At 60.0% G+C, this 22281-nt stretch carries 18 protein-coding genes; 3 read left to right on the top strand and 15 right to left on the bottom strand.

Features of this window, described 5'->3' with window-relative positions; all coding sequences use genetic code 11:
• Window positions 1-48 precede the first annotated feature (48 nt).
• From guaA to groES, 9 genes are all read right to left on the bottom strand, one after another.
• The gene (gene guaA / locus BKA12_RS00990; protein ID WP_183644349.1) at window positions 49-1647 is read right to left on the bottom strand and encodes a glutamine-hydrolyzing GMP synthase; all 1599 of its coding nucleotides are present in this window, start codon (window positions 1645-1647) and stop codon (window positions 49-51) included.
• A 106-nt stretch (window positions 1648-1753) separates the two neighbouring features.
• The gene (locus tag BKA12_RS00985; protein ID WP_183639984.1) at window positions 1754-2215 is read right to left on the bottom strand and encodes a DUF3817 domain-containing protein; all 462 of its coding nucleotides are present in this window, start codon (window positions 2213-2215) and stop codon (window positions 1754-1756) included.
• Between the two features lie 3 nt (window positions 2216-2218).
• Window positions 2219-3037 carry an SURF1 family cytochrome oxidase biogenesis protein gene (locus BKA12_RS00980; protein ID WP_183639982.1) on the bottom strand — a complete coding sequence of 273 codons (819 nt, stop codon included), beginning with the start codon at window positions 3035-3037 and terminating at the stop codon, window positions 2219-2221.
• Window positions 3038-3046: 9 nt separating this feature from the next.
• Entirely contained in the window at window positions 3047-4807 is a 1761-nt protein-coding gene (locus BKA12_RS00975; RefSeq protein ID WP_183639980.1) for a glycerol-3-phosphate dehydrogenase/oxidase, read from the bottom strand.
• 5 nt (window positions 4808-4812) lie between these two features.
• Complete coding sequence (locus tag BKA12_RS00970; protein ID WP_183639978.1) at window positions 4813-5964, bottom strand: GuaB3 family IMP dehydrogenase-related protein; 1152 nt, start codon at window positions 5962-5964, stop codon at window positions 4813-4815.
• 60 nt (window positions 5965-6024) lie between these two features.
• Window positions 6025-6963, bottom strand: a complete 939-nt coding sequence (locus BKA12_RS00965; RefSeq protein WP_183639976.1) for a hypothetical protein — start codon at window positions 6961-6963, stop codon at window positions 6025-6027.
• Window positions 6964-6989: 26 nt separating this feature from the next.
• On the bottom strand, window positions 6990-8495 hold the full coding sequence (guaB, locus tag BKA12_RS00960) for an IMP dehydrogenase (RefSeq protein ID WP_183639974.1): 1506 nt from the start codon (window positions 8493-8495) through the stop codon (window positions 6990-6992).
• A 225-nt stretch (window positions 8496-8720) separates the two neighbouring features.
• Window positions 8721-10334: a chaperonin GroEL gene (gene groL / locus BKA12_RS00955; RefSeq protein ID WP_183639973.1), complete on the bottom strand. Its 1614-nt coding sequence runs from the start codon at window positions 10332-10334 to the stop codon at window positions 8721-8723.
• Window positions 10335-10402: 68 nt separating this feature from the next.
• On the bottom strand, window positions 10403-10699 hold the full coding sequence (gene groES / locus BKA12_RS00950) for a co-chaperone GroES (RefSeq protein WP_183639971.1): 297 nt from the start codon (window positions 10697-10699) through the stop codon (window positions 10403-10405).
• Window positions 10700-10907: 208 nt separating this feature from the next.
• On the opposite strand from groES, the gene BKA12_RS00945 reads away from it, so the two are divergent.
• Complete coding sequence (locus BKA12_RS00945; protein ID WP_183639969.1) at window positions 10908-12152, top strand: class I SAM-dependent methyltransferase; 1245 nt, start codon at window positions 10908-10910, stop codon at window positions 12150-12152.
• Between the two features lie 544 nt (window positions 12153-12696).
• Here BKA12_RS00945 and BKA12_RS00940 read toward each other — a convergent pair.
• Window positions 12697-12999, bottom strand: a complete 303-nt coding sequence (locus tag BKA12_RS00940; RefSeq protein WP_183639967.1) for a hypothetical protein — start codon at window positions 12997-12999, stop codon at window positions 12697-12699.
• Window positions 13000-13892: 893 nt separating this feature from the next.
• On the opposite strand from BKA12_RS00940, the gene BKA12_RS00935 reads away from it, so the two are divergent.
• The gene (locus BKA12_RS00935; RefSeq protein ID WP_183639965.1) at window positions 13893-14411 is read left to right on the top strand and encodes a PDDEXK family nuclease; all 519 of its coding nucleotides are present in this window, start codon (window positions 13893-13895) and stop codon (window positions 14409-14411) included.
• Between the two features lie 379 nt (window positions 14412-14790).
• Here BKA12_RS00935 and BKA12_RS00930 read toward each other — a convergent pair whose 3' ends face one another.
• Entirely contained in the window at window positions 14791-16482 is a 1692-nt protein-coding gene (locus BKA12_RS00930) for a glycoside hydrolase family 3 protein (protein ID WP_183639964.1), read from the bottom strand.
• 89 nt (window positions 16483-16571) lie between these two features.
• On the opposite strand from BKA12_RS00930, the gene BKA12_RS00925 reads away from it, so the two are divergent.
• A complete protein-coding gene (locus BKA12_RS00925) occupies window positions 16572-17714 on the top strand; it encodes a glutamate--cysteine ligase (RefSeq protein WP_183639962.1) in 1143 nt (380 codons plus the stop codon).
• Window positions 17715-17750: 36 nt separating this feature from the next.
• Here BKA12_RS00925 and tsaD read toward each other — a convergent pair whose 3' ends face one another.
• From tsaD to BKA12_RS00905, 4 genes are read right to left on the bottom strand one after another with little or no spacing between them, the layout of a single operon-like run.
• Window positions 17751-18824, bottom strand: a complete 1074-nt coding sequence (tsaD, locus tag BKA12_RS00920) for a tRNA (adenosine(37)-N6)-threonylcarbamoyltransferase complex transferase subunit TsaD (protein WP_183639960.1) — start codon at window positions 18822-18824, stop codon at window positions 17751-17753.
• 17 nt (window positions 18825-18841) lie between these two features.
• Complete coding sequence (gene rimI, locus BKA12_RS00915) at window positions 18842-19360, bottom strand: ribosomal protein S18-alanine N-acetyltransferase (protein ID WP_183644346.1); 519 nt, start codon at window positions 19358-19360, stop codon at window positions 18842-18844.
• 41 nt (window positions 19361-19401) lie between these two features.
• Entirely contained in the window at window positions 19402-20118 is a 717-nt protein-coding gene (gene tsaB, locus BKA12_RS00910; RefSeq protein ID WP_183639958.1) for a tRNA (adenosine(37)-N6)-threonylcarbamoyltransferase complex dimerization subunit type 1 TsaB, read from the bottom strand.
• A 4-nt stretch (window positions 20119-20122) separates the two neighbouring features.
• Window positions 20123-22120, bottom strand: coding sequence for an alpha-amylase family glycosyl hydrolase (locus BKA12_RS00905; RefSeq protein ID WP_183639956.1), 1998 nt, complete (start codon window positions 22118-22120; stop codon window positions 20123-20125).
• Window positions 22121-22281: the final 161 nt, after the last annotated feature.

The raw sequence follows: 22281 nt of genomic DNA, 5'->3' as shown, positions 1-22281 counted from the left end.
CAGGGTACTCTCAACTACTGCCTGAAGGTTTGCGGAGCCGCCAAATGGCTACTCCCATTCGATGGTTCCCGGTGGCTTGCTGGTCACGTCGAGGACCACGCGGTTGACGCCGTCAACTTCATTCGTGATGCGGTTGGAAATGCGTGCCAAGAGGTCGTAAGGCAAGCGAGACCAGTCGGCCGTCATGGCATCTTCACTGGAGACCGGGCGAAGCACGATCGGGTGTCCGTACGTGCGTCCGTCGCCCTGCACGCCCACAGAGCGCACATCGGCAAGGAGTACCACGGGCATCTGCCACACTTCTTGATCCAAGCCTGCGGCCGTCAGCTCCGCACGAGCAATGGCGTCAGCGGAGCGCAAGAGCTCAAGGCGCTCTTCGGTCACTTCACCAATGATGCGAATGCCGAGGCCCGGCCCTGGGAACGGCTGACGCTGCACGATCTCAGCCGGAAGACCAAGCTCTGCACCAACTGCACGGACTTCGTCCTTGAACAGCGTGCGCAATGGCTCCACGAGTTCGAACTCAAGGTCCTCTGGCAAGCCACCCACGTTGTGGTGGCTCTTGATGTTCGCAGCTCCTTCGCCGCCACCTGATTCCACGACATCCGGGTAAAGGGTGCCCTGCACCAAGAAACCGACCTTCTCACCGCTAGCTGCGGCGTCGTTCAGGACGGCTGCCTCAGCGGCTTCGAAAGCGCGAATGAATTCGCGGCCAATGATCTTGCGCTTTTCTTCCGGATCCGTAACCCCCGCCAAAGCGGAAAGAAAGCGTTCCTGCTCGTTCGCAACGTAGAGCTTTGCACCGGTGGACGCGACGAAATCGCGCTCGACCTGCTCAGCTTCGTCCTGACGCAAGAGACCGTGGTTCACGAAGACACACGTGAGGCGATCGCCGATGGCCTTCTGGACGATGGCTGCGGCCACAGCGGAGTCAACGCCACCGGAGAGACCGCAAATTGCACGACCATTTTCGCCGATCTGCTCGCGGATCTTGGCGACCTGCTCTTCAACGATGTTGCCGGCGGTCCATACAGGCTCCAAGCCGGCCTCGTTGTGGAGGAAGTTTTCGAGGATGCGCTGACCGTAGTCAGAGTGCTTGACCTCTGGATGCCACTGCACGCCGTAGAGCTTGCGCTCGGAATCGGCGAAGGCTGCAACTGGCGCGCCTGCCGTGGTGGCGAGAACTTCGAATCCCTCAGGTGCCTGGGAGACGGCGTCGCCGTGGCTCATCCAGACGTTCTGCTCAGCAGGAAGACCCTTGAGGATCGAGCGGCTTTCGCCCTGCGCTGTGGCGTTCGTTGCACCGTATTCGCGCAAGCCCGTCTTTTCCACGGTTCCACCGAGGGCTCGCGCCATCGCCTGGAAGCCGTAGCAGATGCCCATGACGGGAACGCCAGCTTCAAACAAGTCAGCGCCGACGTTTGGAGCGCCCTCTGCGTATACCGACGACGGACCACCGGAAAGAATGATTGCGGCAGGATTCTTTTCCAGAATCTGCGCCGTGGTGTGCGTGTGAGGCACGATCTCCGAGTAGATGTTCGCTTCACGAACGCGACGCGCAATGAGCTGCGCGTACTGTGCGCCGTAATCGACCACAATGACGGGACGAGCGTCAGGGGTGGTCGCCGTGTTTTCCGACGTATTCAGGGTCGGATCCTGTTCAGATGCCTGCGATGTCACCGCTACAGCCTATCTTTTTGTGCCACCAAGTGGTGCCGAGATTATCAGGAAGTTGAGATATGACGCGCGCCGCTTAGTAGCGCTGAATAGCTTCTGGGTGCTCCGCGAGTTCGCGTTCCACCTCTTTATGCACCTTGGATTCCATGACGAAGGACAAGAGCGGAACAACGCCGCCGAGTGCAATCGTGATGAAGCGGCTGAACGGCCAGCGCATAAGAGACCACAGACGGAAGTCAGCAATCAGGTACACCACGTACATCCACCCATGGACAATGAGGATCGCCGTGGAGACGTTGAAGCCGCCGGTGTAGTCGCCGTCGTGCAAGAAGCCAAACGCCTTCGTGGTGCCGTCTGCGAGAGTGGCCCCGGCAATCATTTCCGTACCGAATGCGTACTTCATGACCATTTCGAAAACCAGCAACAACAGCATGATGCCGGTGGCATACGCGAGCACTTTGTAGAAGGTTGCAGCTGATGAAATCTGTGCTTTCGTTCCGGCGAAGCGGCGCTTGCGGGGCGGGACGTTCTGAGACACTACTTATTCCTTTGCCGAGGGGCGATCTTGAGTAGGCGCGAGGTCAGTTGGTTGAGCTTGTTGGGCTTGTTCAGCCTGCCAAGCGGCGAGATCTAGGGCGTCTTCTTGCTGGCGGCGGTAATCATCGGCCACGAGACGCCACCACATGAAGATGGCGAATCCGGCGAAGACAACCCATTCCACGCCATAGAAAATATTAAGCCAGTTGATGGGGGTCTCCGCTGGTTGCGGACCCACTACAACGGAGGCAAGGCCCTCCGTGCTGCTCTGATTTTGGGTGACAAATCCGGAGTACGTGACGCGATCCCATAGGTTCGTCAGCTGAGCTGGAGAAAGCGATCCAACGTTAGAGGTGTCCACGTGCTCATCTACGGGAGCTTCGGGCGGCAACAAGCGGCCTTCCACCGTGACGGTGCCTTGAGGCTCCGGATCCGCAGTCTTAGCCAGCCAATCATTCGTGGCACTCCAGCCGCGAACTACTGGCATGACGGCGTCGTCGGGAGCGCCATCTACGGCAACCGCCGTGACCACCCAATAACCTTTTTGACCGTTGTTGAGGCGATCCTCCACCAGGATGGTGGAGCCTTCAACATAGGTGCCAGTGAACTCGACCAGCTGATCCACGACTGTGCCGAACATCTCTTGATTCGGCTCGAAATGTTTCGTCAGTGGGACGACCGTTTCGGTGGCGGTGGAGACTGGCGCAGCCTCGTCCGCCGAACGTTCAAACTGCCATTGGCTCAAGAGAACAAAGCCCGTTGCCACAGCCAACGCAAGCAGCAAGGACACAATCCACTTGGGTTTAAGGGCAGTTCGAAGCACCCATCCACCCTACTTTGAAGCGGGCGAACTCGCGAAACGAGGAGTACTGGACCAATCGCGCTCGTGCTTGCTCAAACGCATAGCATCTGCCGCTTCATCCGTGGGTTGTTCCTGGGATTCTCGCTCCGCTTCAACGCGCGCGTGGTACGAAGCGATTTCGCGCTGCGTGTACTCGTCAGACCAACCCAGGAGCGGTTTCATAAGCTCAGCAACGGTGGTCGCGGCACCCACTCCGCGATCCCAAGATTCAATGCTCACGCGCGTGCGGCGGGTCAGCACATCAGTGAGGTGACGCGCACCTTCATTCGTCACCGCATAGACAGCCTCAGCGCGAAGGTAGTCTTCGGAACCTTCAAGCGGCTCTGACAAGGACGGATCCTTCTCAATCAACTCCAAGACTCCATGAATGAGTGAGCCGTAGCGATTGAGCAAGTGTTCAATCTTGGCGTCTGACAGCCCTGAGCGCTCGGCCAAGCGGGCACGGGAATTCCACAGCGCTTGGTGCCCTTCAGCTCCCACCAAGGGGATGTCATCGGTGATGGATTCCGCGACAGACCCTGGCAACATGCTGGCAATCACGTCAATCGCGTCTTTAGCCATGACACGATACGTCGTGAATTTCCCGCCTGCGATCACCGCGAAGCCTGGCTCCGGACGCGTCACCACGTGCTCACGGGAGAGCTTCGCCGTGGACTCGTGATCGCCTTCAATCAAGGGACGCAATCCCGCGTAGACACCTTGCACGTCGGCACGGGTCAATGGGGTCACCAAGATCTTGTTGACCTCGCCCAGCAAATAATCGATGTCAGCGCTGGTCGCCGCAGGATGGGCCTTGTCCAAGGTCCATGGCGTATCCGTGGTGCCAATAACCCAATGACGCCCCCACGGAATAACGAACAGGACCGAGACGGCCGTCTGCAAGATGAGCCCGGTAGTGGCGTGGAATCGATCGCGCGGAACTACCAAGTGGATGCCCTTGGAAGCGCGCACTTTGAGTTCGGCAACGCCCTGCGGGATCTCCCCCGAAGCGTCGGACTGCACTTCGTGCGTCCAAACTCCGGCGGCGCTCAATACGGTTTTGGCGCGGACATTGAACTCTTCGCGAGTCTCTTCGTCACGCAAACGCGCGCCGACAACGCGATCATCTTCACGCAACAACTCAACGAGGCTCGTGCGGTTGGCGGCAATCGCGCCGTACTTCGTGGCCGTGCGCACGAGGGACAGCACGAAGCGAGCATCGTCCACTTGAGCGTCGTAGTAGCGGACGGCACCTACGAAAGCGTCCGGCTTCAAGGATGGCGCTTTGCGTAGCATCGCACGGCGGGACAGATGCTTGTGGATCGGCAGACCAGTGTTCTTAGAGCCCACTAAAGACAAAGCGTCATACAGCCCAATTCCAGCACCGATATAGGGGCGCTGAATGAACTTGGTGATCAAGGGATAGAGGAATGGGACGGGCCGCACCAAGTGCGGAGCGATCCGCTCCATCAATAGTCCGCGCTCTTGCAAGGCTTCACGAACCAGCGCGAAGTCCAGCATCTGCAAGTAGCGCAGACCGCCGTGGATAAGTTTGGAGGAGCGGCTCGAGGTTCCCGCGGCCCAGTCCCGTGCTTCCACAAGACCAACGCGTAGCCCGCGTGTGGCGGCGTCGAGTGCTGCACCAGCACCCACCACGCCGCCGCCAATCACGAGGACATCGAGTTCCGTTTCACGTAACTTCGCTAATGACTCAGCATGAGCCGCCGGGCTCAGCTCCCCCGCTTCCCCCATAAGTCCTAGCGTCCCCCGATGGAATCATTAACCAGTACGTCAACGCGCTGGAATTCCTTGAGCTCCGAGTAGCCCGTGGTAGCCATGGAACGGCGGAGCATACCCATGAGGTTGCTGGCGCCGTTCGAGTGGTGGGACGGACCAAACATGAGTTCGGACATCGGTCCCACGCGGCCCACACGCACGCGGTCACCGCGTGGTACAGATTCGTGGCTAGCTTCCATGCCCCAGTGCCATCCCTGGCCAGGAGCCTCGTCAGCACGAGCCAACGCGGTTCCCAACATGACGGCATCCGCGCCGAGCGCGAGAGCCTTCACGATGTCACCAGAGGTGCCCAGTCCACCGTCAGCAATGACGTGTACGTAGCGTCCACCGGACTCGTCGAGGTAGTCGCGGCGAGCTGCTGCAACGTCGGAGATCGCCGTCGCAGTAGGAACGTTGATGCCCAATGCACGGCGGGTGGTGGACGTTGCGCCGCCACCGAAGCCCACCAAGACACCAGCGGCACCGGTACGCATCAAGTGCAACGCAGGCGTGTAGCCGGAAGCGCCGCCGACAATGACCGGAACGTCGAGTTCGTAAATGAACTGCTTGAGGTTTAGCGGCTCTTGGTTCTTGGAGACGTGCTCTGCGGACACCGTGGTCCCGCGGATGACGAAGATATCAACGCCGGCTGCCAGCACGGTCTTGTAGTGCTCTTGAGTGCGCTGCGGCGTCAACGATCCGGCAACCACTACGCCGGAATCGCGAATTTCCTTGAGTCGCTGCCTGATGAGCTCAGGCTGAATCGGAGCCGAGTAGAGATCCTGAAGCTTGCGCGTGACGTTAGTCTTTGCGGCGGCATCAATCAGGTCAACTTCGAGATTGGCGATCTCGTCCAGCACTGGCTGCACGTCTTCGTAACGCGTCCACAGGCCTTCGAGGTTCAACACACCAAGGCCGCCAAGCTGACCCAGTGCGATTGCGGTTGCCGGGCTCATGACAGAGTCCATCGGCGCACCGATTACGGGGGTGTCAAACGTGAACGCGTCGATCTGCCACTTCGTGGACACATCTTCGGGGTCGCGCGTGCGACGGCTGGGAACAATGGCGATGTCGTCCAAAGAGAACGCACGACGTCCACGCTTGGCTCGACCAATTTCAATCTCATAACTCACGCCTCTAGCCTACCGCTGAACCCCGCAGAGTCCCGTGTTCTGTGCGTTCGGCGACCAATGTCAGTCGATAGCTGCCAGCAGGGCGAGGGCTGCGGCTTCCTCGGCATCGGCAATGCGGTGCAGTTGCGCGTGCGCTTTTTCAAGAAATTCTGAGTACGACGACGCTGGCTCACTTTGCGCTGTCGCCATGAGTGTCGCGAACTCTTCCCAGTCGGCACCGAGTGCTCGGTAAGGAACTGGATCGGCCCCTGCACGTTGCACCACCTCTGCAAACTGGTGCCGCAGTCCCCCGCGGCCGCCGTGCGCCGTTCCGTTGAGGAATTTCAGCGCCATCTCGAAGCCCACTGCGCGCCGGGATGGATCGCCAAAGAGTTTGCCCCAGCCGCGTGCCGAACCATCCGTGGTGGCATCAGCAAGCTTACGAATCCCACTGACCCCGAAGTTTTTGGCGAAGCTCGCCGGTACTCCTTCAGGCTGCGTCTTGTTCAGCATGCGCAGTGCACTTTCGCGAGCCGCCGCCGCGTAGGTCTCTGTGGCGATGATGGGAGATTGCACAGCGCCGTCTTGCGCCGGTATTCGCGCGAGCCAGAATTGCTTCTTCTTGGTGGCCTTCGCAAGCTCAAACTCGCCGTCGGCGGTCAACTCGCGCACAACCGCTTCGCCCCAGTTCTCACCAGGAATCATGACGTATCCCAACACGCGGTCGCCCGCTTCCATCGCGGCACTCAACTCGCGTTGCGCTTTGGCCGCGGACGTCGTCGTACTCAAAGAAGCACCCGTGCCGGAGCCCTCAAGGACCGCATCCACGAACGGGACGGGGTGCGCACGGAACACGAAAGTGAGCGTGGCGACTTCTTCGTAGTTGAAGGAAGCCGCCATGAAACCGATGCCGCCACCCAAAGCCAATACGGCAGGTTCGTCAATACCTAAAACAGCACCCAGTAACGCGAGATCGGAGTTTCCGCTCGCAGTTACTGGGTGCTGTGAAGAAAGAGTCATGAACCGAGGATATTCCTCGGCGACGACTAGCGGCTACGGTAGTTCGGCGCCTCGACGGTCATCATGATGTCGTGAGGGTGGCTTTCCTTGAGGCCGGCAGCCGTGATGCGGACGAACTTGCCGCGGGCCTTGAGCTCAGGAATGGTTGCGCCACCCACGTAGAACATGGTCTGGCGCAAGCCGCCGACGAGCTGGTGAGCAACCGCAGACAGTGGGCCGCGGTAAGGAACCTGGCCCTCGATGCCTTCTGGAATGAGCTTCTCGTCGGTAGGGACATCAGCCTGGAAGTAACGGTCCTTGGAGTAGGACGTGTTCTTGCCGCGCGTCTGCATTGCACCCAGGGAACCCATGCCGCGGTAAGCCTTGAACTGCTTGCCGTTCATGAAGACCAGATCGCCAGGAGACTCGGCCGTACCGGCCAGGAGCGATCCCAACATTACGGAGTCAGCGCCAGCTACGAGAGCCTTTCCGATGTCACCGGAGTGCTGCAAGCCGCCGTCAGCGATCACTGGGACACCAGCTGGAATAGCTGCCTTGGCAGATTCATAGACAGCCGTGACCTGCGGAACGCCAACGCCTGCGACGATGCGAGTGGTGCAAATGGAGCCTGGTCCAACGCCGACCTTGATGGCGTCTGCGCCGGCATCCACGAGAGCCTGTGCGCCTTCGCGGGTAGCAGCCTGGCCACCGATGACGTCCACGTGGCTCGCGGCCTTTTCAGCCTTGAGCTTCGCGATCATGTCCAGCACGCCAGCGGTGTGGCCGTTAGCGGTGTCCACGACGAGTACGTCAACGCCAGCCTCAACGAGGGTCATAGCGCGCTCGAAGCCTTCGCCGAAGAAGCCCACTGCTGCGCCAACGCGCAAGCGGCCTTCGTCATCCTTGGTAGCAAGCGGGTACTGCTCAGCCTTGTCAAAGTCCTTGACCGTGATCAGGCCCTGAAGAACTCCGTTGTCATCAACGAGTGGGAGCTTCTCAATGCGATGCTGACCCAAAAGCTCAATAACGCCATCGCGCGAGATTCCCACCTTGGCCGTGATGAGCGGCATTGGGGTCATCTTCTCGTAGACCTTGGTGGTCATGAATTCGTTGCGCGGCACAAAGCGGGTGTCGCGGTTGGTGATGATGCCCAGAAGCTTCTTGTTCTCGTCCACTACTGGAAGACCGGACACGCGGTACTGAGCGCAGAGGTTGTCCAGATCCTCGAGCGTGGCATCCGGTGCAATGGTGACCGGATCCGTGATCATGCCGGATTCGGAACGCTTGACGCGGTCCACTTCGCTGGCCTGATCAGCAATAGAAAGGTTGCGGTGGATGATGCCGATGCCGCCCTGGCGTGCCAAAGCGATGGCCATCGGTGATTCGGTGACCGTGTCCATAGCCGCGGAAACAATGGGGATGTTCAGCTCAATACGCTTGGTGAGCTTGGTCCGAGTGTCCGCGTCGGATGGAATAACATCCGTGGGGCCAGGGAGAAGGAGTACGTCGTCGTACGTCAAACCTTCAAAAGCGAACGGGTTGAATTCGGTCACGTCCGTGCCTTTCGTGCATGAGGGATGCTTTCATCCTAGAACGCTATTTCGTCACGAACGATTCCTACGGTCACATGTGGGAAGGATCATGTGACATTGACCTTCGTTGGTTCTTGGTTGGCTCGCAAAAAGTTTGAGGTGGCACATCCGTCAGGATGCACCACCTCAAACTCTATGAATTTCTAGATCAAGCCCTCGAGAAGGGCCGTAGATCACGCCACGTTATTAGTGGTTGTGACCTGCATGATCATCTTCGCTTTCTTCTGGCTTCTCCACCACAAGGGTTTCCGTGGTCAGCACGAGCGCTGCGATGGACGCAGCGTTGCGAAGTGCCGAATGGGTGACCTTGACTGGGTCGATAACGCCAGCGGCCAAGAGATCCTCGAACACACCGGTCTTCGCGTTGAAGCCGTTGTTCACTGGAAGCTCGGCAACCTTTGCTGCAATGACGGAGCCGTCGTGGCCAGCGTTGATGGCGATCCAGCGAAGTGGCTGCACCAAAGCGCGGCGGACAATTCCAACAGCGGTAGCTGCATCGCCGGTCAGAGCCTTGACGGACTCGTCCTCGTCGAGAGCGGACAGAGCGTCAACCAATGCGGTTCCGCCACCAGCCACGATGCCCTCTTCGAGAGCTGCACGGGTTGCAGAAACAGCGTCTTCAATGCGGTGCTTGCGCTCTTTGAGTTCAACCTCAGTAGCAGCACCTACCTTGATGACGCCAACGCCGCCGGCGAGCTTCGCGAGGCGCTCCTGCAGCTTCTCACGATCCCAATCGGAATCCGTGCGGGTAACTTCAGCCTTGATCTGGGAAACGCGATCCTTGATGTCCTCATCAGATCCGCCACCGTCAACAATGGTGGTGTTGTCCTTGGTGATGGTGATGCGGCGAGCCGTACCCAACACCTCGAGTCCCACCTGATCCAGCTTGAGGCCAAGATCAGGGGAAACCACCTGAGCGCCCGTGAGGATCGCGATGTCCTGCATCATGGCCTTGCGGCGGTCGCCAAAGCCTGGAGCCTTGACGGCAACAGCGTTCAGGGTGCCACGGATCTTGTTGACAACGAGCGTGGACAAAGCCTCGCCCTCAACGTCCTCAGCAATGATGAAGAGCGGCTTCTTTTCCTGAAGAACCTTCTCCAACAGTGGCAAGAATTCTGCAACCGTGGAGATCTTGCCGGAGTTGATGAGAACGTAAGCGTCCTCAAGAACAGCTTCCTGGCGCTCTGGGTCCGTCACGAAGTTCGGGGACAAGTAGCCCTTGTCGAACTGCATGCCTTCCGTGATCACCAATTCGGTGTTCGTGGTGTTGGACTCTTCGATGGTGATGACACCCTCGGTGCCCACCTTGCCGAAGGCCTCAGCCAGGAGTTCGCCGATTTCGTCAGACTGTGCGGAGATCGCTGCCACGTTGGCAACCTGCTGGCCCTCAACGGGACGAGCGTTGTCCTGCAAACGCTGAGCAACAGCTTCAACTGCAACCTCGATGCCGTGCTTGAGCTGGCCCGGAGCGGCGCCTGCGGCAACGTTGCGCAAGCCTTCCTTCACGAGAGCCTGAGCAAGAACGGTTGCCGTGGTGGTTCCGTCGCCGGCCACGTCGTTGGTCTTGGTAGCAACTTCCTTGGCAAGCTGAGCACCCAAGTTCTCGTACGGGTCTTCAAGCTCGATCTCGCGAGCAATGGTCACACCATCGTTCGTGATGGTGGGAGCGCCCCAGCTCTTGGACAGCACTACATTGCGGCCACGTGGGCCGAGCGTCACCTTGACGGTGTCAGCCAAACGGTCAACACCGGCTTCGAGTGCTTTGCGAGCGGCGTCATTGAACACCAACTGCTTTGCCATGTGTATCTTCTTCCTTCAGTAAACGTGGCAAGAGCCCCGGCAGATCGCCAGGGCTCCATGCTCAAAAACTACTTGACGACGATTGCAAGAACGTCGCGAGCGGAGAGCACCAAGTACTCCTGGCCGCCAACCTTGACTTCGGTTCCGCCGTACTTGGAGTAGATCACAACGTCGCCTTCAGCAACGTCTACAGGAACGCGGTTTCCGTTGTCATCAACGCGGCCCGGTCCAACGGCTACAACCTTGCCCTCTTGTGGCTTTTCCTTCGCGGTGTCAGGAATGACAAGACCGGAAGCGGTGGTCTGCTCAGCTTCGAGCGGCTGAACAACAATACGATCCTCGAGAGGCTTGATAGAGACCGACATTCGGTTCTCTCCTTTGCATGAGTTACCAATGGTGTCTTGGGGCCTCAAGGGCTACCAACCGTCGTCGCGGTGCCAGTTGGCAAGTACCTCAGGCTTTAGCACCCGACGTGTTCGAGTGCTAACTATGACTCTAGGAAATGAATTAGCACTCGGTCAAGGCGAGTGCCAATGAATGAGATCGGCTGCCAGTGAAGTCTAGGCTGGATGTATGTCCATTTCAGATGCCGATCTCGTCGCCGCGGTCCTCACGCCCGAAGGCTTCGCGCTCCTCGAATCCACCGATCCTGACTCCGCAAACACCGAGGATCAAGGCATCGCGCTCAATCTTGCCCTCCGCAAGGCGGGGCATTCGCCTGAGGTGAGCTCCGGCGTCGTACACCAAATTCGCTTGCGGCACCTAGCGAAAGCCAAGCTCGGTGGGTTCGCTGAGCGCATGATTTTTACCCGCGGCGGGCTGGAGCAGGCAACGCGCCTGCAAGTGGCCGCGCACCATGCCGATCGATTCCGCGCCGCCGGGTTACGCCAGATTGCGGACCTTGGGTGCGGGCTGGGAACGGACGCCATGGCGCTGGCCGCGCTGGGGATGAATGTGACGGCGGTGGAATTGGATGAGACGACGGCGGCTGCCGCAACCATCAACCTCATGCCGTTCGAGAACGCGCGCGTGGAAATGGGCGACGCGACAGAGTTTGATCTCGCAGGTTTTGATGGCGTCTGGCTGGATCCGGCGCGGCGCACGCAGGCCGGCGGAAACACGCAGCGCATCTTCGATCCCGAAGCTTTCAGCCCTCCCCTGTCTTTCGTGGAGCGTCTCGCGGACGCCGGTCTGCCCGTGGGCGTGAAACTCGGCCCCGGGATTCCGCACGGATCCGTGCCCGCGAATTGCGAGGCCCAATGGGTCAGCGTGGACGGCGACGTCACGGAAGTTGCGCTGTGGTTCGGTGCGCTTCGACGTCCGGACGTGCGGCGCTCGGCTTTGGTCCTGAACGAGGACGGAGTCCACGAGCTTCACGCTGCAAGTGATTTCTCGGATTCCTCGAGTGTTGGCACGCCGGTCTCCCCCGATGATATTTCCGGGTACATCTACGAACCCGATGGTGCTGTGATCCGAGCGGGACTCGTGGTTGACGTGGCCGAATCCGTGGGTGGTTCGTTGCTCGATCCTCACATCGCGTACTTCATGGCGCCGTCCCTGGTCTCGACGCCGTATGCCCGTGCGTACCGCGTGGTGGCCGTGCGGCCGTATCACGTGAAGTCGCTACGGTCCTGGGTGAAGGCGTCCGGAATCGGCGTGCTGGACATCAAAAAGCGCGGCCTCGATGTGTCTCCCGAGGAGCTACGCAAGGTGCTTCTTGCCGGGACTGGCTCGAAGAAGAACAAGAAGAAGGCCACGCTCATCTTGACCCGTGTGGGCGATGAGCGCGTGGCGATCGAGGTGGAGCCGGCTTCGTAGCTGCGCCTCGCCGGAACCCGGCGTTCTCTTCGTCCCCCGGAGGCTCTGCGAGTCCTCTGTGAGTCAGCGAGTCCCCGCGAGTCCCCCCCTGAGTCCCCCTTGAGTCCCCGCGAGTTCCCTGAGTCCTCCGCGTGAGGCCACTTCACGACAACCCGGGCCACCATCCAACGCCCACCACCCACATGTGAGGCCACTTCACGACAACCCGGGCCACCATCCAACGCCCACCACCCACATGTGAGGCCACTTCACGACAACCCGGGCCATGCGCGGCCACTTTGCTACAACTTTTTCGAGTTTCCTTGTGGAAATCCGTCCTCACAAGGGCATCAGGTTGCGTCAAACCGACCTCGCACTAGTCTCTTAGCGCCGAGATCACACCGGTTTCGCACGCTCTTCCCCACTCAGCTCCAAAATTTCCTTGAGACACTATGTCATTTAGACCAAAGGATTGACACACTTTACCTACGGGTGATGAAACACCCCGAGTATCAAACACAAGGAGTGCGAATGATTCGCTCATCTCCGGCTGAATCGCTACGTGTCACACGACTATCGTTCGACGCACCAGCATGAGCATCTCCAAGACTTTTGCGGGACTCGCCTCGACATCTCTCGCGATAACTTTTGCGCTCGTGGGTTGTACCGCGTCTTCATCCACCGGCTCATCACCTTCGGCATCATCTGGCGCCTCAACACCATCGATTGTGGTCACGGGATCGTCAAGCAGCAGCTCGGCTTCAAAGTCAGCCACAGCCACCGCCAGAGCGATGCCGTCGGTTGCTCCGCAAGCAGTTGCCAGCGTGACCATGATCGACGATGCCGTCACGTCCACTGCTGGAAACATTTCCAAAGACAAGACCTATGTGGTCCATGCCCAGTGCGAAGGGTCCGGCACTATGAGCTACGAATTGTTGGTCGACAGCAAGTTTGTCTCCGGAGGCAGTTGGGAGTGCAGCTCAGACATCGTCAATTCCGGAGTCGATTCCACTTCGGGCAAGGCTCAATTGCGGCTCACTGATCCCACTTCTGGCAATCAATCATGGGCAGTTATCTACTTGAGTTCAGAAGAGTAGCCACTCGCAGACGAGTTAACGGTGGGTGTCGGGACCAGCACCGCAACTGCTGTTCGTGTCCAGTCTCTATCTGCACGCGCGTCGATGTGAGGCCACTTCACGACAACCCACCCCATGCGCGGCCACTTTGCCACAACTTTTTCGAGTTTCCTTGTAGAAATCCGTCCTCACATACGTGCGCAGGACTCCAGAAACCGAACGCCCCACGCCAGTTATCCACAGTTCCATGATCTCCCAGGACGACCCCCCGAGATTCCGCAACGCTAGTTGCATGCCACAAAGAACGCCGCTTCCGCCGGAATTAAATACAAGAGGATTTACGGCCAAAGACCTCGAGTCGATGGGCCTCCCCATAGGCCGCATCCGCGCGAGAGACATCGCAAAGTCCCCGGTCAGCCTCATCTACACAACGAGTGGACAAGAGCTGGACGCCCTCGAATCAGTGAGGGTTCTAGCGCGCAGGTTCCCGGAGGTCTGGATGAGCCACCATTCCGCGGCTCGGCTCCACGGACTTTATCTACCGTCTCGGTTGCTGAAGGACGAAAGACTCCATGTGTCCCTTCCAATGAAAAGTGGCCGCATTCGTAGAGCCGGTGTCGCTGGTCACCGGTCCCGCCATCAGAAGAGAATCATCACGTTTCAGGGCGTTCGAGTTTCATCACCCGTGCGGACCGTCTTGGAAATGACGCCGTACCTGAACGAAGACGAGCTCGTGATCCTTGGCGATCAGCTGGTGCGAATTCCTCGGGCGAGATTCGAACGGCGCACGGAACCGTTCATTTCCCTCGAAGCGTGGTCTCTACTTGCCAGCTCTCAGAAATTCATCAAGAAGGCTGCGCTCCTCACATCAATAGCGCAGGTTCGAGTTGGATCTGATTCACCGTGGGAAACCCGGCTCCGGCTCGCAATCGTTCGAGCAGGCCTCCCCGAACCCGAACTTCAAGTCATGGCAGATCCAGATAACCCGTATTCCCCGAGCGCGGATTTGGGGTATCGCCCCTTCCGGATCGCGGTTCATTACGACGGCGCCACTCACTACGATCCCGACACTTACGCTCGAGATCAGCGGCGAGACGGCACGTTCGAGTCATTGAGTTGGCGAAACATCAAGTGCAGCGCGAACGATGCGCGAAACGGTTTTCGAGAGGTCATCCCTCAGATCATCTCCGCGTTCTATTTCTAGGCCACGAGGCTTGGGCTTCGAGTGCCAGCTGATGTCCGCAAGCGTGCGCTAGATCTAGGACTTACAGCCGCCTAGACGCTCGACGATTCTGTCATTTGACCTCGTTTCCCCTCGACTCCCCTGTCACTCAACGCCCTTAACCCTCGACGACGCCGCCCGGAGTCCCGAACAGCTCCTATGCGAGAACGGTTTGCGACAACTTTTTGCCGATTCGTCGTCGAATTTCGTCCCCGCATAGGGTGCGTTGTCGCGAAGTGGCCTCACATTGGAGGCGTGTTGTAGCGAAGTGGCCTCACATTGGAGGCGTGTTGTAGCGAAGTGGCCTCACACTTGGGCATGTTGTCGTGAAAAGGCCTTGCATCGAGGGAGGTGGAGGCGTCTAGGACCCGCAACTCGTTCCAATGGGCTGATCGCCCACCTTGACGGGGAGCTTGCCCTTGGCTTCGGACTTGCCGGTGAGCACGTCAACGAGCGCCTCGAACGCACCCGTGGTGCGGCCATAGAGAGCCACCTTGGACGCCGCCTGCGAGCGCGAAAGGCCGTAAGGGGCGTCGAGTGCCACCACTACGTCCGCGTTAGCCGTCACGTTTCCGTTCCCCAAGAAAGCCACGGAGATTCCGCCACCAACGCTGAGGCCAGCGGCCTTTGCGGCTCGGGTCAAACGAGCGCGGTCACGAGCGTCGCCGCCAGTGATACTGATGCTCTTACCCACCAAGGGGCCGCTGCACTTTGAGCCAAAAGCGGTGATGGCAGCAGCTGAGATGGCGCGGCTCTCCGTTTCAGGATCGACGTCCGAAGCCTCGGCGGACTTCTCTTGCTGCATCATCTGCATTGCCACTACGCGAGCGGCGGCCTCATCCAAGCGTGATTCCTTCAAGGAACCCTCCTTCACGGCGGCAACGATCGCCTTATGAGCAGCCGTCACATTTGGCGGCATGACCAGGAGGTCAGCCCCAGCCCCTAGCGCCGCCACGGATTCCTGGCCGGTCGAGTAATTCTCCGTAATCGCGCCCATGTTCAAGGCATCAGTCACCACCACACCTTCAAACCCGAGCTTTCGCAGCTCCGCATAGGACGCGGCGGACAAGGACGAGGGAACGCCTGGATCCAGTTCGGTGACGGCAATGTGTCCCATCATGATCATCGGGACGCCCGCATCAATGGATTCCTTGAACGGCACCCAGTCCCGCGCCTCCAGCTCAGGAACGGAAGCAGACTGAACCGGCAGTCCCACATGGGAATCCGTGGTCACAGACCCGTGGCCCGGGAAATGCTTCAACGATGGCATGACTCCGGCAGAGACAGCACCCTTCCACGCAGCCACCACGTTCGGCGCCACGAGAGAAGCATCGGAACCCATGGACCGCGCGCCAATCACAGGATCGGTGGGCCCGATGGTCACATCCGCGTCAGGGGCAAAATTCATGGTGAATCCCAGATCGGCCAGGTCCTGGTTCAGCGCATGATGAGACTTTTCGGTCAACGAAGGATCGTTTGCGGCGCCGTAAGTCATCCCGGTGGGCCACTCGGTCAGCGGAGCCTGGACGCGAGCTACCAGCCCGCCCTCTTGATCCACCGCAACAATTCCGGGCCACGAGCGTTCGCCGGACAGCGCAGATCCCAGCTTCTTGGTCGCAGACGTCAAAGCGGAAACATCCACGCCTGCGGCTCCACCTGTCGCTCCACCGGAATCACCCGAGTTCGAATTGGAGCCGCCTGAAGAAACTGGAATGTTGTCGCCCATCATGATGACTCCGCCGAGGTGAAGCTTCTTGACGAGCGCGGACTGAGACGCGTAATCCTTCCCGGAGAAGAACGCCACGAGCACCTGACCGGCCTTCTGCTGCACGGTCATTTCAGAAACCGCTTTCTGAGCGGCAGCAATCGTGTCACCCGATGGTCCCCATGAAGACGCTTGAGGTTCTGCCGGGGTAGCGCTCTCAGAAGGCGAGGCAGAGGAGCCGGGCTGCGTCGTCGTAGTGGAAGTACCGGACGAAGAGACAGACGAAGGCGCGCCCGTGCACCCCGCCAACACGAGAGAAGCGGCACACGCGGCGCCAATGACGCTCATAAACGACTTAGAATTCACCTCATTAACGGTACCGCCAGTACGATGAAGCGATCCGTTTCAGCCGAAAACCCCCGGATACTAGGAGCCGCATGCGCATCGATTTCGCCGAGAGCCGCCAGTCAACACTGGGTCTTGAGTGGGAAATTGCCCTCGTTGACCGCGAGTCGGGTGATTTGAGAAGTGTGGCCCAAGAGATTCTGGACGGCGTCCACGCGAACCACGGCAACCTCGGACCTGACGAAGAGCATCCCCACGTCAAGCAGGAATTGCTGCTGAACACCGTGGAGATCGTGACCGGCGTGTGTGACACGGTGGCACAGGCGAAGAAGGAACTGCATGACAATATGCAGGCCGTTCGAGAGATCGCAGATCCCATGGGCGTCGAGCTCTTCTCCGCCGGCTCCCACCCGATTGCGCAGCCGTCCACGCAGCCTGTGACGGACAAGGATCGTTACGGCAAGCTCATTGACCGCACCCAGTGGTGGGGTCGCCAGATGGTTATTTACGGCGTGCACGTCCACGTTGGAGTGGACCACAAGAGCAAAGTTCTCCCGATTGTTGACGGGCTCATCAACTTCCAGCCGCACCTCCAGGCGCTCTCCGCGTCCAGCCCATTCTGGGGCGGCGAGGACACTGGCTACGCTTCGCAGCGCGCGCTCATGTTCCAGCAGCTGCCCACCGCGGGCCTGCCGTACCACTTCTCCCAGTGGTCCGAGTATGAAAGCTACGTCGCTGACATGCTCCACACCGGCGTGATTGATGACATTTCCGAGATCCGTTGGGACGTCCGCCCGGTGCCGCGTTTTGGCACGGTGGAAATGCGCATCGCGGACGGCTTGTCCTCCCTCAAGGACGTCGGCGCCATGGCCGCGCTGACGCAATGCATGGTGCAGTCCATGTCAGATCGCCTTGACGCCGGCGAGCGCATCCCCGTCATGCCGCAGTGGTACCGCGTGGAGAACAAGTGGCGCGCGGCCCGTTACGGCCTCGACGCGATCATCATTCTGGACAAGGCTGGCAACGAGCAGCTCGTCACGAAGCACCTCACCGAGCTCTTGAACGAGCTCGAACCCGTTTCTAAGCGACTAGGTTGCGAGAACGAGCTGCGCGACGTCGAGCGCATCATGCGTGGCGGCGCGGGCTATCAGTGGCAGCGCAAAATTGCCGCCGAAAATAACGGGGACCTCTGCGCCGTGGTGCGGGATAATACCGCACGCATGCGGCTTACCTAAGCAGTCACTCCGTATTTTTGAGTACGACGCCGCAGCTCACGCCCCCAGCGACACTTCCGTGACGGGCTGCCCGGTATCCGTACCAAAGTTGATGCCGGACGGCTGGATCCCTGCCATCACCACTTGAGCGCCCAGCGCGGCGACCATCGCGCCGTTATCCGTGCACAGTGAGAACGGCGGGATGCGTAGCTCAATGCCAGCGGACTGGCAGCGCGCTGCCAGAAGCTCACGGAGCCGTGAATTGGCCGCGACACCTCCACCGAGCAACAGCGTGGTGAGTCCTTGCTCTTGGCATGCCAGCACGGCCTTCTTGGTGATGACGTCCACGACGGCTTCCTGGAAGCTGGCCGCAACGTCGGCGACAGGGACCTCTTCACCGCGCTTATCGAAGTGCTCGACGGCCCGCGACACAGCAGTCTTGAGGCCGGAGAAAGAGAAGTCGTAGCGGTGCGGGCCGGGCTCTTCGGCCGTGCCCATGAACTTCGGGACGCTCAAGCCGCGAGGGAAACGGATGGCCTTCGGATTACCGTCCTTGGCCGCGCGATCAATCGCGGGGCCGCCAGGATAACCCAAGCCCAGCAAACGAGCGACCTTGTCATAGGCTTCACCCGCGGCGTCGTCGATCGTAGCGCCGAGGAGCGTGACATCACGCGTGAGGTTGTCGATCTTCAAAATCTCCGTGTGACCGCCGGACACCAAGAGGGCGCCGAGGTTTTTCGGTAGCTCTCCCCCATCCAGCACGCCCACGCCCACATGTGCCACCAAGTGGTTGATGGCGTAGAGCGGTTTGTTGGTGGCAAAAGCCAAAGCTTTCGCCGCAGCGACGCCCACCATGAGGGCACCGGCGAGACCGGGGCCGCTCGTGACAGCAATGGCGTCCACATCATCAAGCGTGACGTTGGCGTCTGCGAGCGCCTTTTCAAGCGTGGGAATCATAGCTTCGAGGTGCGCGCGGGAGGCGATCTCGGGGATCACGCCGCCAAAGCGCACGTGTTCGTCCATAGAGGAGCTCACGGCGTTCGCAAGCAGTTCAGACCCGCGCACAATGCCGATTCCGGTCTCGTCGCACGAGGATTCAATGCCCAAAACGAGGGGTGCTGATGCGTTCATGTCTTTTGGCATGTCCTTTAGTTCTTCGTCTCGTGCTGCGCGTCTTTTGGCTGAGCGAGTCTCTGTTGCGCGAGTTTTTGTTGTCCGAGCTCAAGGCGCATGATGCGGGCGTCCACGCCGTCGCGGTAGTACTTCTTGCGCGTGTGAATGTGCTCAAATCCGTGGCGCACGTAGAGGTCCTGGGCACGCGGATTGTCTTCGCGTACTTCAAGGAGCACGTCATCGGCCCCTCCGGAGATGGCTCCGTCAATGAGCTTCTTGAGCAACGCCGTACCAATGCCACGGCCTTCTTGCTCTGGAACCACGGCGATGGTCTGAACGTCTGCGATCGGTGGGATGCACATGAGTCCCGCGTATCCAATGATCTGTGGCGACGCGGGCTCCGCCGTCGTCATCTCGCCCGGCACTTCCGCAACCCAATATTCGCGCGTTTCCGGCTGCGAAAGCTCATCGAAGAACATTTGAAGCGGCCACGCGTCAATGGGAAAGAGTCGGTTTTCCAGCGCGGACACCGCGGGAATGTCCGCTTCGGTCATGCGGCGCAAAGAATAGTCAGCGCGGGCTGAAGGTGTAGTGCTCACGCGGCGCCGCCGTTCAGGCTCGGGTTCAAACGCGGGTTCAGCGTCATAGCATCTGGAACTTTGGCGTCTGATTCGCGCAAGTACAGCGGTTCAAGGCCCAGCAAAGAACCGCCGCGTGCCAGCACGCCAGCGCCGAAAGCGGCCAAAGAAGCGGCAGATGGCTGTAGCTCCGCAAAGTCGGGATGCACGCTCAGCCCTGCTTCTTCGAGCAATGCTCGCTGGACAGAACCGCCGGCTCCGCAAACCACAGCGCCTGCAGGCAACTCCCCCGGCACTGTCACGTGTGGACCATCCAGCGACGTTCCATCCGCTGCATACGAGGCCCAGTACAGCTCCTTGCGGCGCGCATCGATGGCCGCCACGAATGGTGATTCAACAGCACCGGAAACCAACACGTCCCGTGCAATCGCATCAAGGCTCATCACGCCGTGGAGCGGCTTGCCCCACACAAAAGAGAGCATGTGCGCGGCCATGATTCCCACGCGCAATCCGGTGAACGGCCCCGGCCCCACGCCCACAAACATGACGTCCAGATCCGCTGGCGCCACGGAAGCATCCTCGAGCGTCTCCTTCACCAACGCCACGAGTACTTCGGCCTGAGTGTTGGTTTCTGCCGTGTGGCGCGCGGCGAGCGTGCGAACGCTGCCATCCTCTTCGTATGAAACGACGGCAACCGAGGTCACTGCGGAGGTATCGATGGCAAGAGTGAGCATCCTTCTATCTTACGATTCCCGCGAAGAGCGTGGCTGATCGTGGGGGCACCGTCACAGTGAGACCGTTCCAGGACTCCCCCGGGAAATCGCCAAACTCGTGTGGTTCGGCGCTCGAAAGGATGAGCTCCCATGATCGCCCGGCGGATTCCGGCGGCGCCTGATAGGTCACAGGTTCGGTCGAGGCGTTGAGCATCACGAGCACATCCCGCGTGGATCCCGTCAAGCCGCAGGATTCCGAGGAGCCGTTGAGTACAAAGACGATGCTGCGCTGCCATTCGTCGTCCCAGTCCGCGCTGTCCATGGCGGCGCCGTCCCGGTCCAGCCACACGACGTCCGGTTGCAGGTCTCCATCCACGGCGTCAGTGGCGGTTCCTTCGAAGAACCTACGACGCCGCAGCGCGGCAAACGCTGTCCGGGCCCGTACCGCTTGCCTCGCGAAATTCCAGAACTCCGGCTCACTCGCGGACCAGTCAATCCACGAAACGGGAATGTCGTGACAGTACGCGTTGTTGTTGCCGCCTTGAGTGCGTCCGAGTTCGTCGCCTAGGGAAATGAGCGGAATACCTTGAGACACCATGAGGGTCAGGAAGTGGTTCTTGCGTTGTCTCAGCCTCGCCGCCTCGATCGCGGGAACCGTCGAAGTGCCTTCCACGCCGAAGTTCATGGACCGGTTATCGTTGGCGCCGTCACGGTTGTGCTCGCCGTTGGCCTCGTTCTTCTTGATCTCGTAGGTCACCAGATCCCGCAGCGTAAAGCCGTCGTGGTTCGTGACGAAGTTGACCGAGTTCGTGGGCCGCGCGCCGGGCGCTTGAAAGACATCCGCAGAGCCGGCCACTCGGGAGGCCAACGGTCCCACCATGGCGGATCTGCCGCGCCAAAAGTCGCGCACATCGTCGCGGAACTTGCCGTTCCATTCGGCCCAGCGCGGCGAAAAGTTGCCTAACTGGTAGCCATCCGGTCCCACGTCCCACGGTTCGGCGAAGAGCTTGGTGCGTGCCAACGACGGGTGCGATTCCAGCCGCTTCATGAAGTCGCTGCGCAGGTTAATGGAATCTTGGACGTCAATCTGCCGCGGCCGCGGCTGGCTGTCCCAACGCCAGTACCCATTGGAGCGCGCCAACACCGGAGCGAGGTCGAACCGGAATCCGTCCACGTGCATCTCATCCACCCAGTATGCGAGCGAATCCAAAAGCAGTTGCTGCGTCAAAGGAGCTTCGAGATTGAGGCTGTTGCCCGTCCCCGTGAAGTCCACGTATTCATGCGGCGCATTCGGGTCCAGATGGTAGTACTCCTGGTTGGCAAGTCCTCGCATACTCAGTTGAGGACCTAACCGGTGCGTCTCGGCGGTGTGGTTATAGACCACGTCCAGAATGACTTCGATGCCGTTGCGGTGCAGCTCTTCGACCATGGTCTTGAACTCGTGAACCTGCTCGCCCAAAGAGCCACTCGACGAATAAGTGGCATGCGGCGCGAAGAACCCCAGCGTGTTGTAGCCCCAATCAAACGTTGAGTCCACCACCACCGAGAGCGGCACTTGCCCTAGCGAATCGTAGGAGCTGATCGCCCAACCGGCATCCGGTGTGATTTCGAGGGCATCTTGCGGCGTGAGCATGTAGACGCGGTCGCGAAGCGCCTCCTCATCGAGGGAAAACCCGAATACGCTCGCATCCCACGTGACGTCTCCCGTGATGGCTCGCGCATAAGGATCCACCAGAATTTTTGTCGGGTTGAACCGCAGTCCTTTGCGGGGATCCCACTCACCCTCTACCCGGTAGCCGTACCGCTGTCCGGGCCGGACGCCGACGACGTCGCTATGCCACACCCCGCCTGACGCGCGCATGGGAAACCGACGTTCAGCACCGTCGTCGTCTACTAGACACAGAAGTACCGCGGAAGCGAGCGGTGCGGCCACCGCGAAGTGCGCGCCGCCATGGCGCAAAGTCACGCCGAGCGGCCAAGTGGTATCGGCTTGGTGAACCGACGTTCGCGCTGCGAAAGTCACGTTTTCAGCGTAGCCGAGTGCGCGACTCGCGTGGCGCTTGACTCGGATTTCAGGCGTTGCTGATTACACTCGCAGTAATGAGAGATCGGCAGTGCCGACTTTCTACACTTAGGGCGTTAGCGCCCTACGCTGGCTAGCGTTGATTCCCCCGGATCGACGCT

Origin of the sequence: Neomicrococcus lactis (assembly GCF_014200305.1) — a bacterium.
GTDB classification, from domain to species: domain Bacteria; phylum Actinomycetota; class Actinomycetes; order Actinomycetales; family Micrococcaceae; genus Neomicrococcus; species Neomicrococcus lactis.
This window is presented reverse-complemented; position numbering and strand designations above follow the sequence as displayed.

Coding starts and splice junctions, on each gene's coding strand:
- BKA12_RS00975 (WP_183639980.1), bottom strand. CDS start 4,807: ATGGGGGAAGCGGGGGAGCTGAGCCCGGCGGCTCATGCTGAGTCATTA.
- BKA12_RS00965 (WP_183639976.1), bottom strand. CDS start 6,963: ATGACTCTTTCTTCACAGCACCCAGTAACTGCGAGCGGAAACTCCGAT.
- groL (WP_183639973.1), bottom strand. CDS start 10,334: ATGGCAAAGCAGTTGGTGTTCAATGACGCCGCTCGCAAAGCACTCGAA.
- groES (WP_183639971.1), bottom strand. CDS start 10,699: ATGTCGGTCTCTATCAAGCCTCTCGAGGATCGTATTGTTGTTCAGCCG.
- BKA12_RS00945 (WP_183639969.1), top strand. CDS start 10,908: ATGTCCATTTCAGATGCCGATCTCGTCGCCGCGGTCCTCACGCCCGAA.
- BKA12_RS00940 (WP_183639967.1), bottom strand. CDS start 12,999: ATGTTTCCAGCAGTGGACGTGACGGCATCGTCGATCATGGTCACGCTG.
- BKA12_RS00930 (WP_183639964.1), bottom strand. CDS start 16,482: ATGAGCGTCATTGGCGCCGCGTGTGCCGCTTCTCTCGTGTTGGCGGGG.
- BKA12_RS00925 (WP_183639962.1), top strand. CDS start 16,572: ATGCGCATCGATTTCGCCGAGAGCCGCCAGTCAACACTGGGTCTTGAG.
- tsaD (WP_183639960.1), bottom strand. CDS start 18,824: ATGAACGCATCAGCACCCCTCGTTTTGGGCATTGAATCCTCGTGCGAC.
- rimI (WP_183644346.1), bottom strand. CDS start 19,360: ATGACCGAAGCGGACATTCCCGCGGTGTCCGCGCTGGAAAACCGACTC.
- tsaB (WP_183639958.1), bottom strand. CDS start 20,118: ATGCTCACTCTTGCCATCGATACCTCCGCAGTGACCTCGGTTGCCGTC.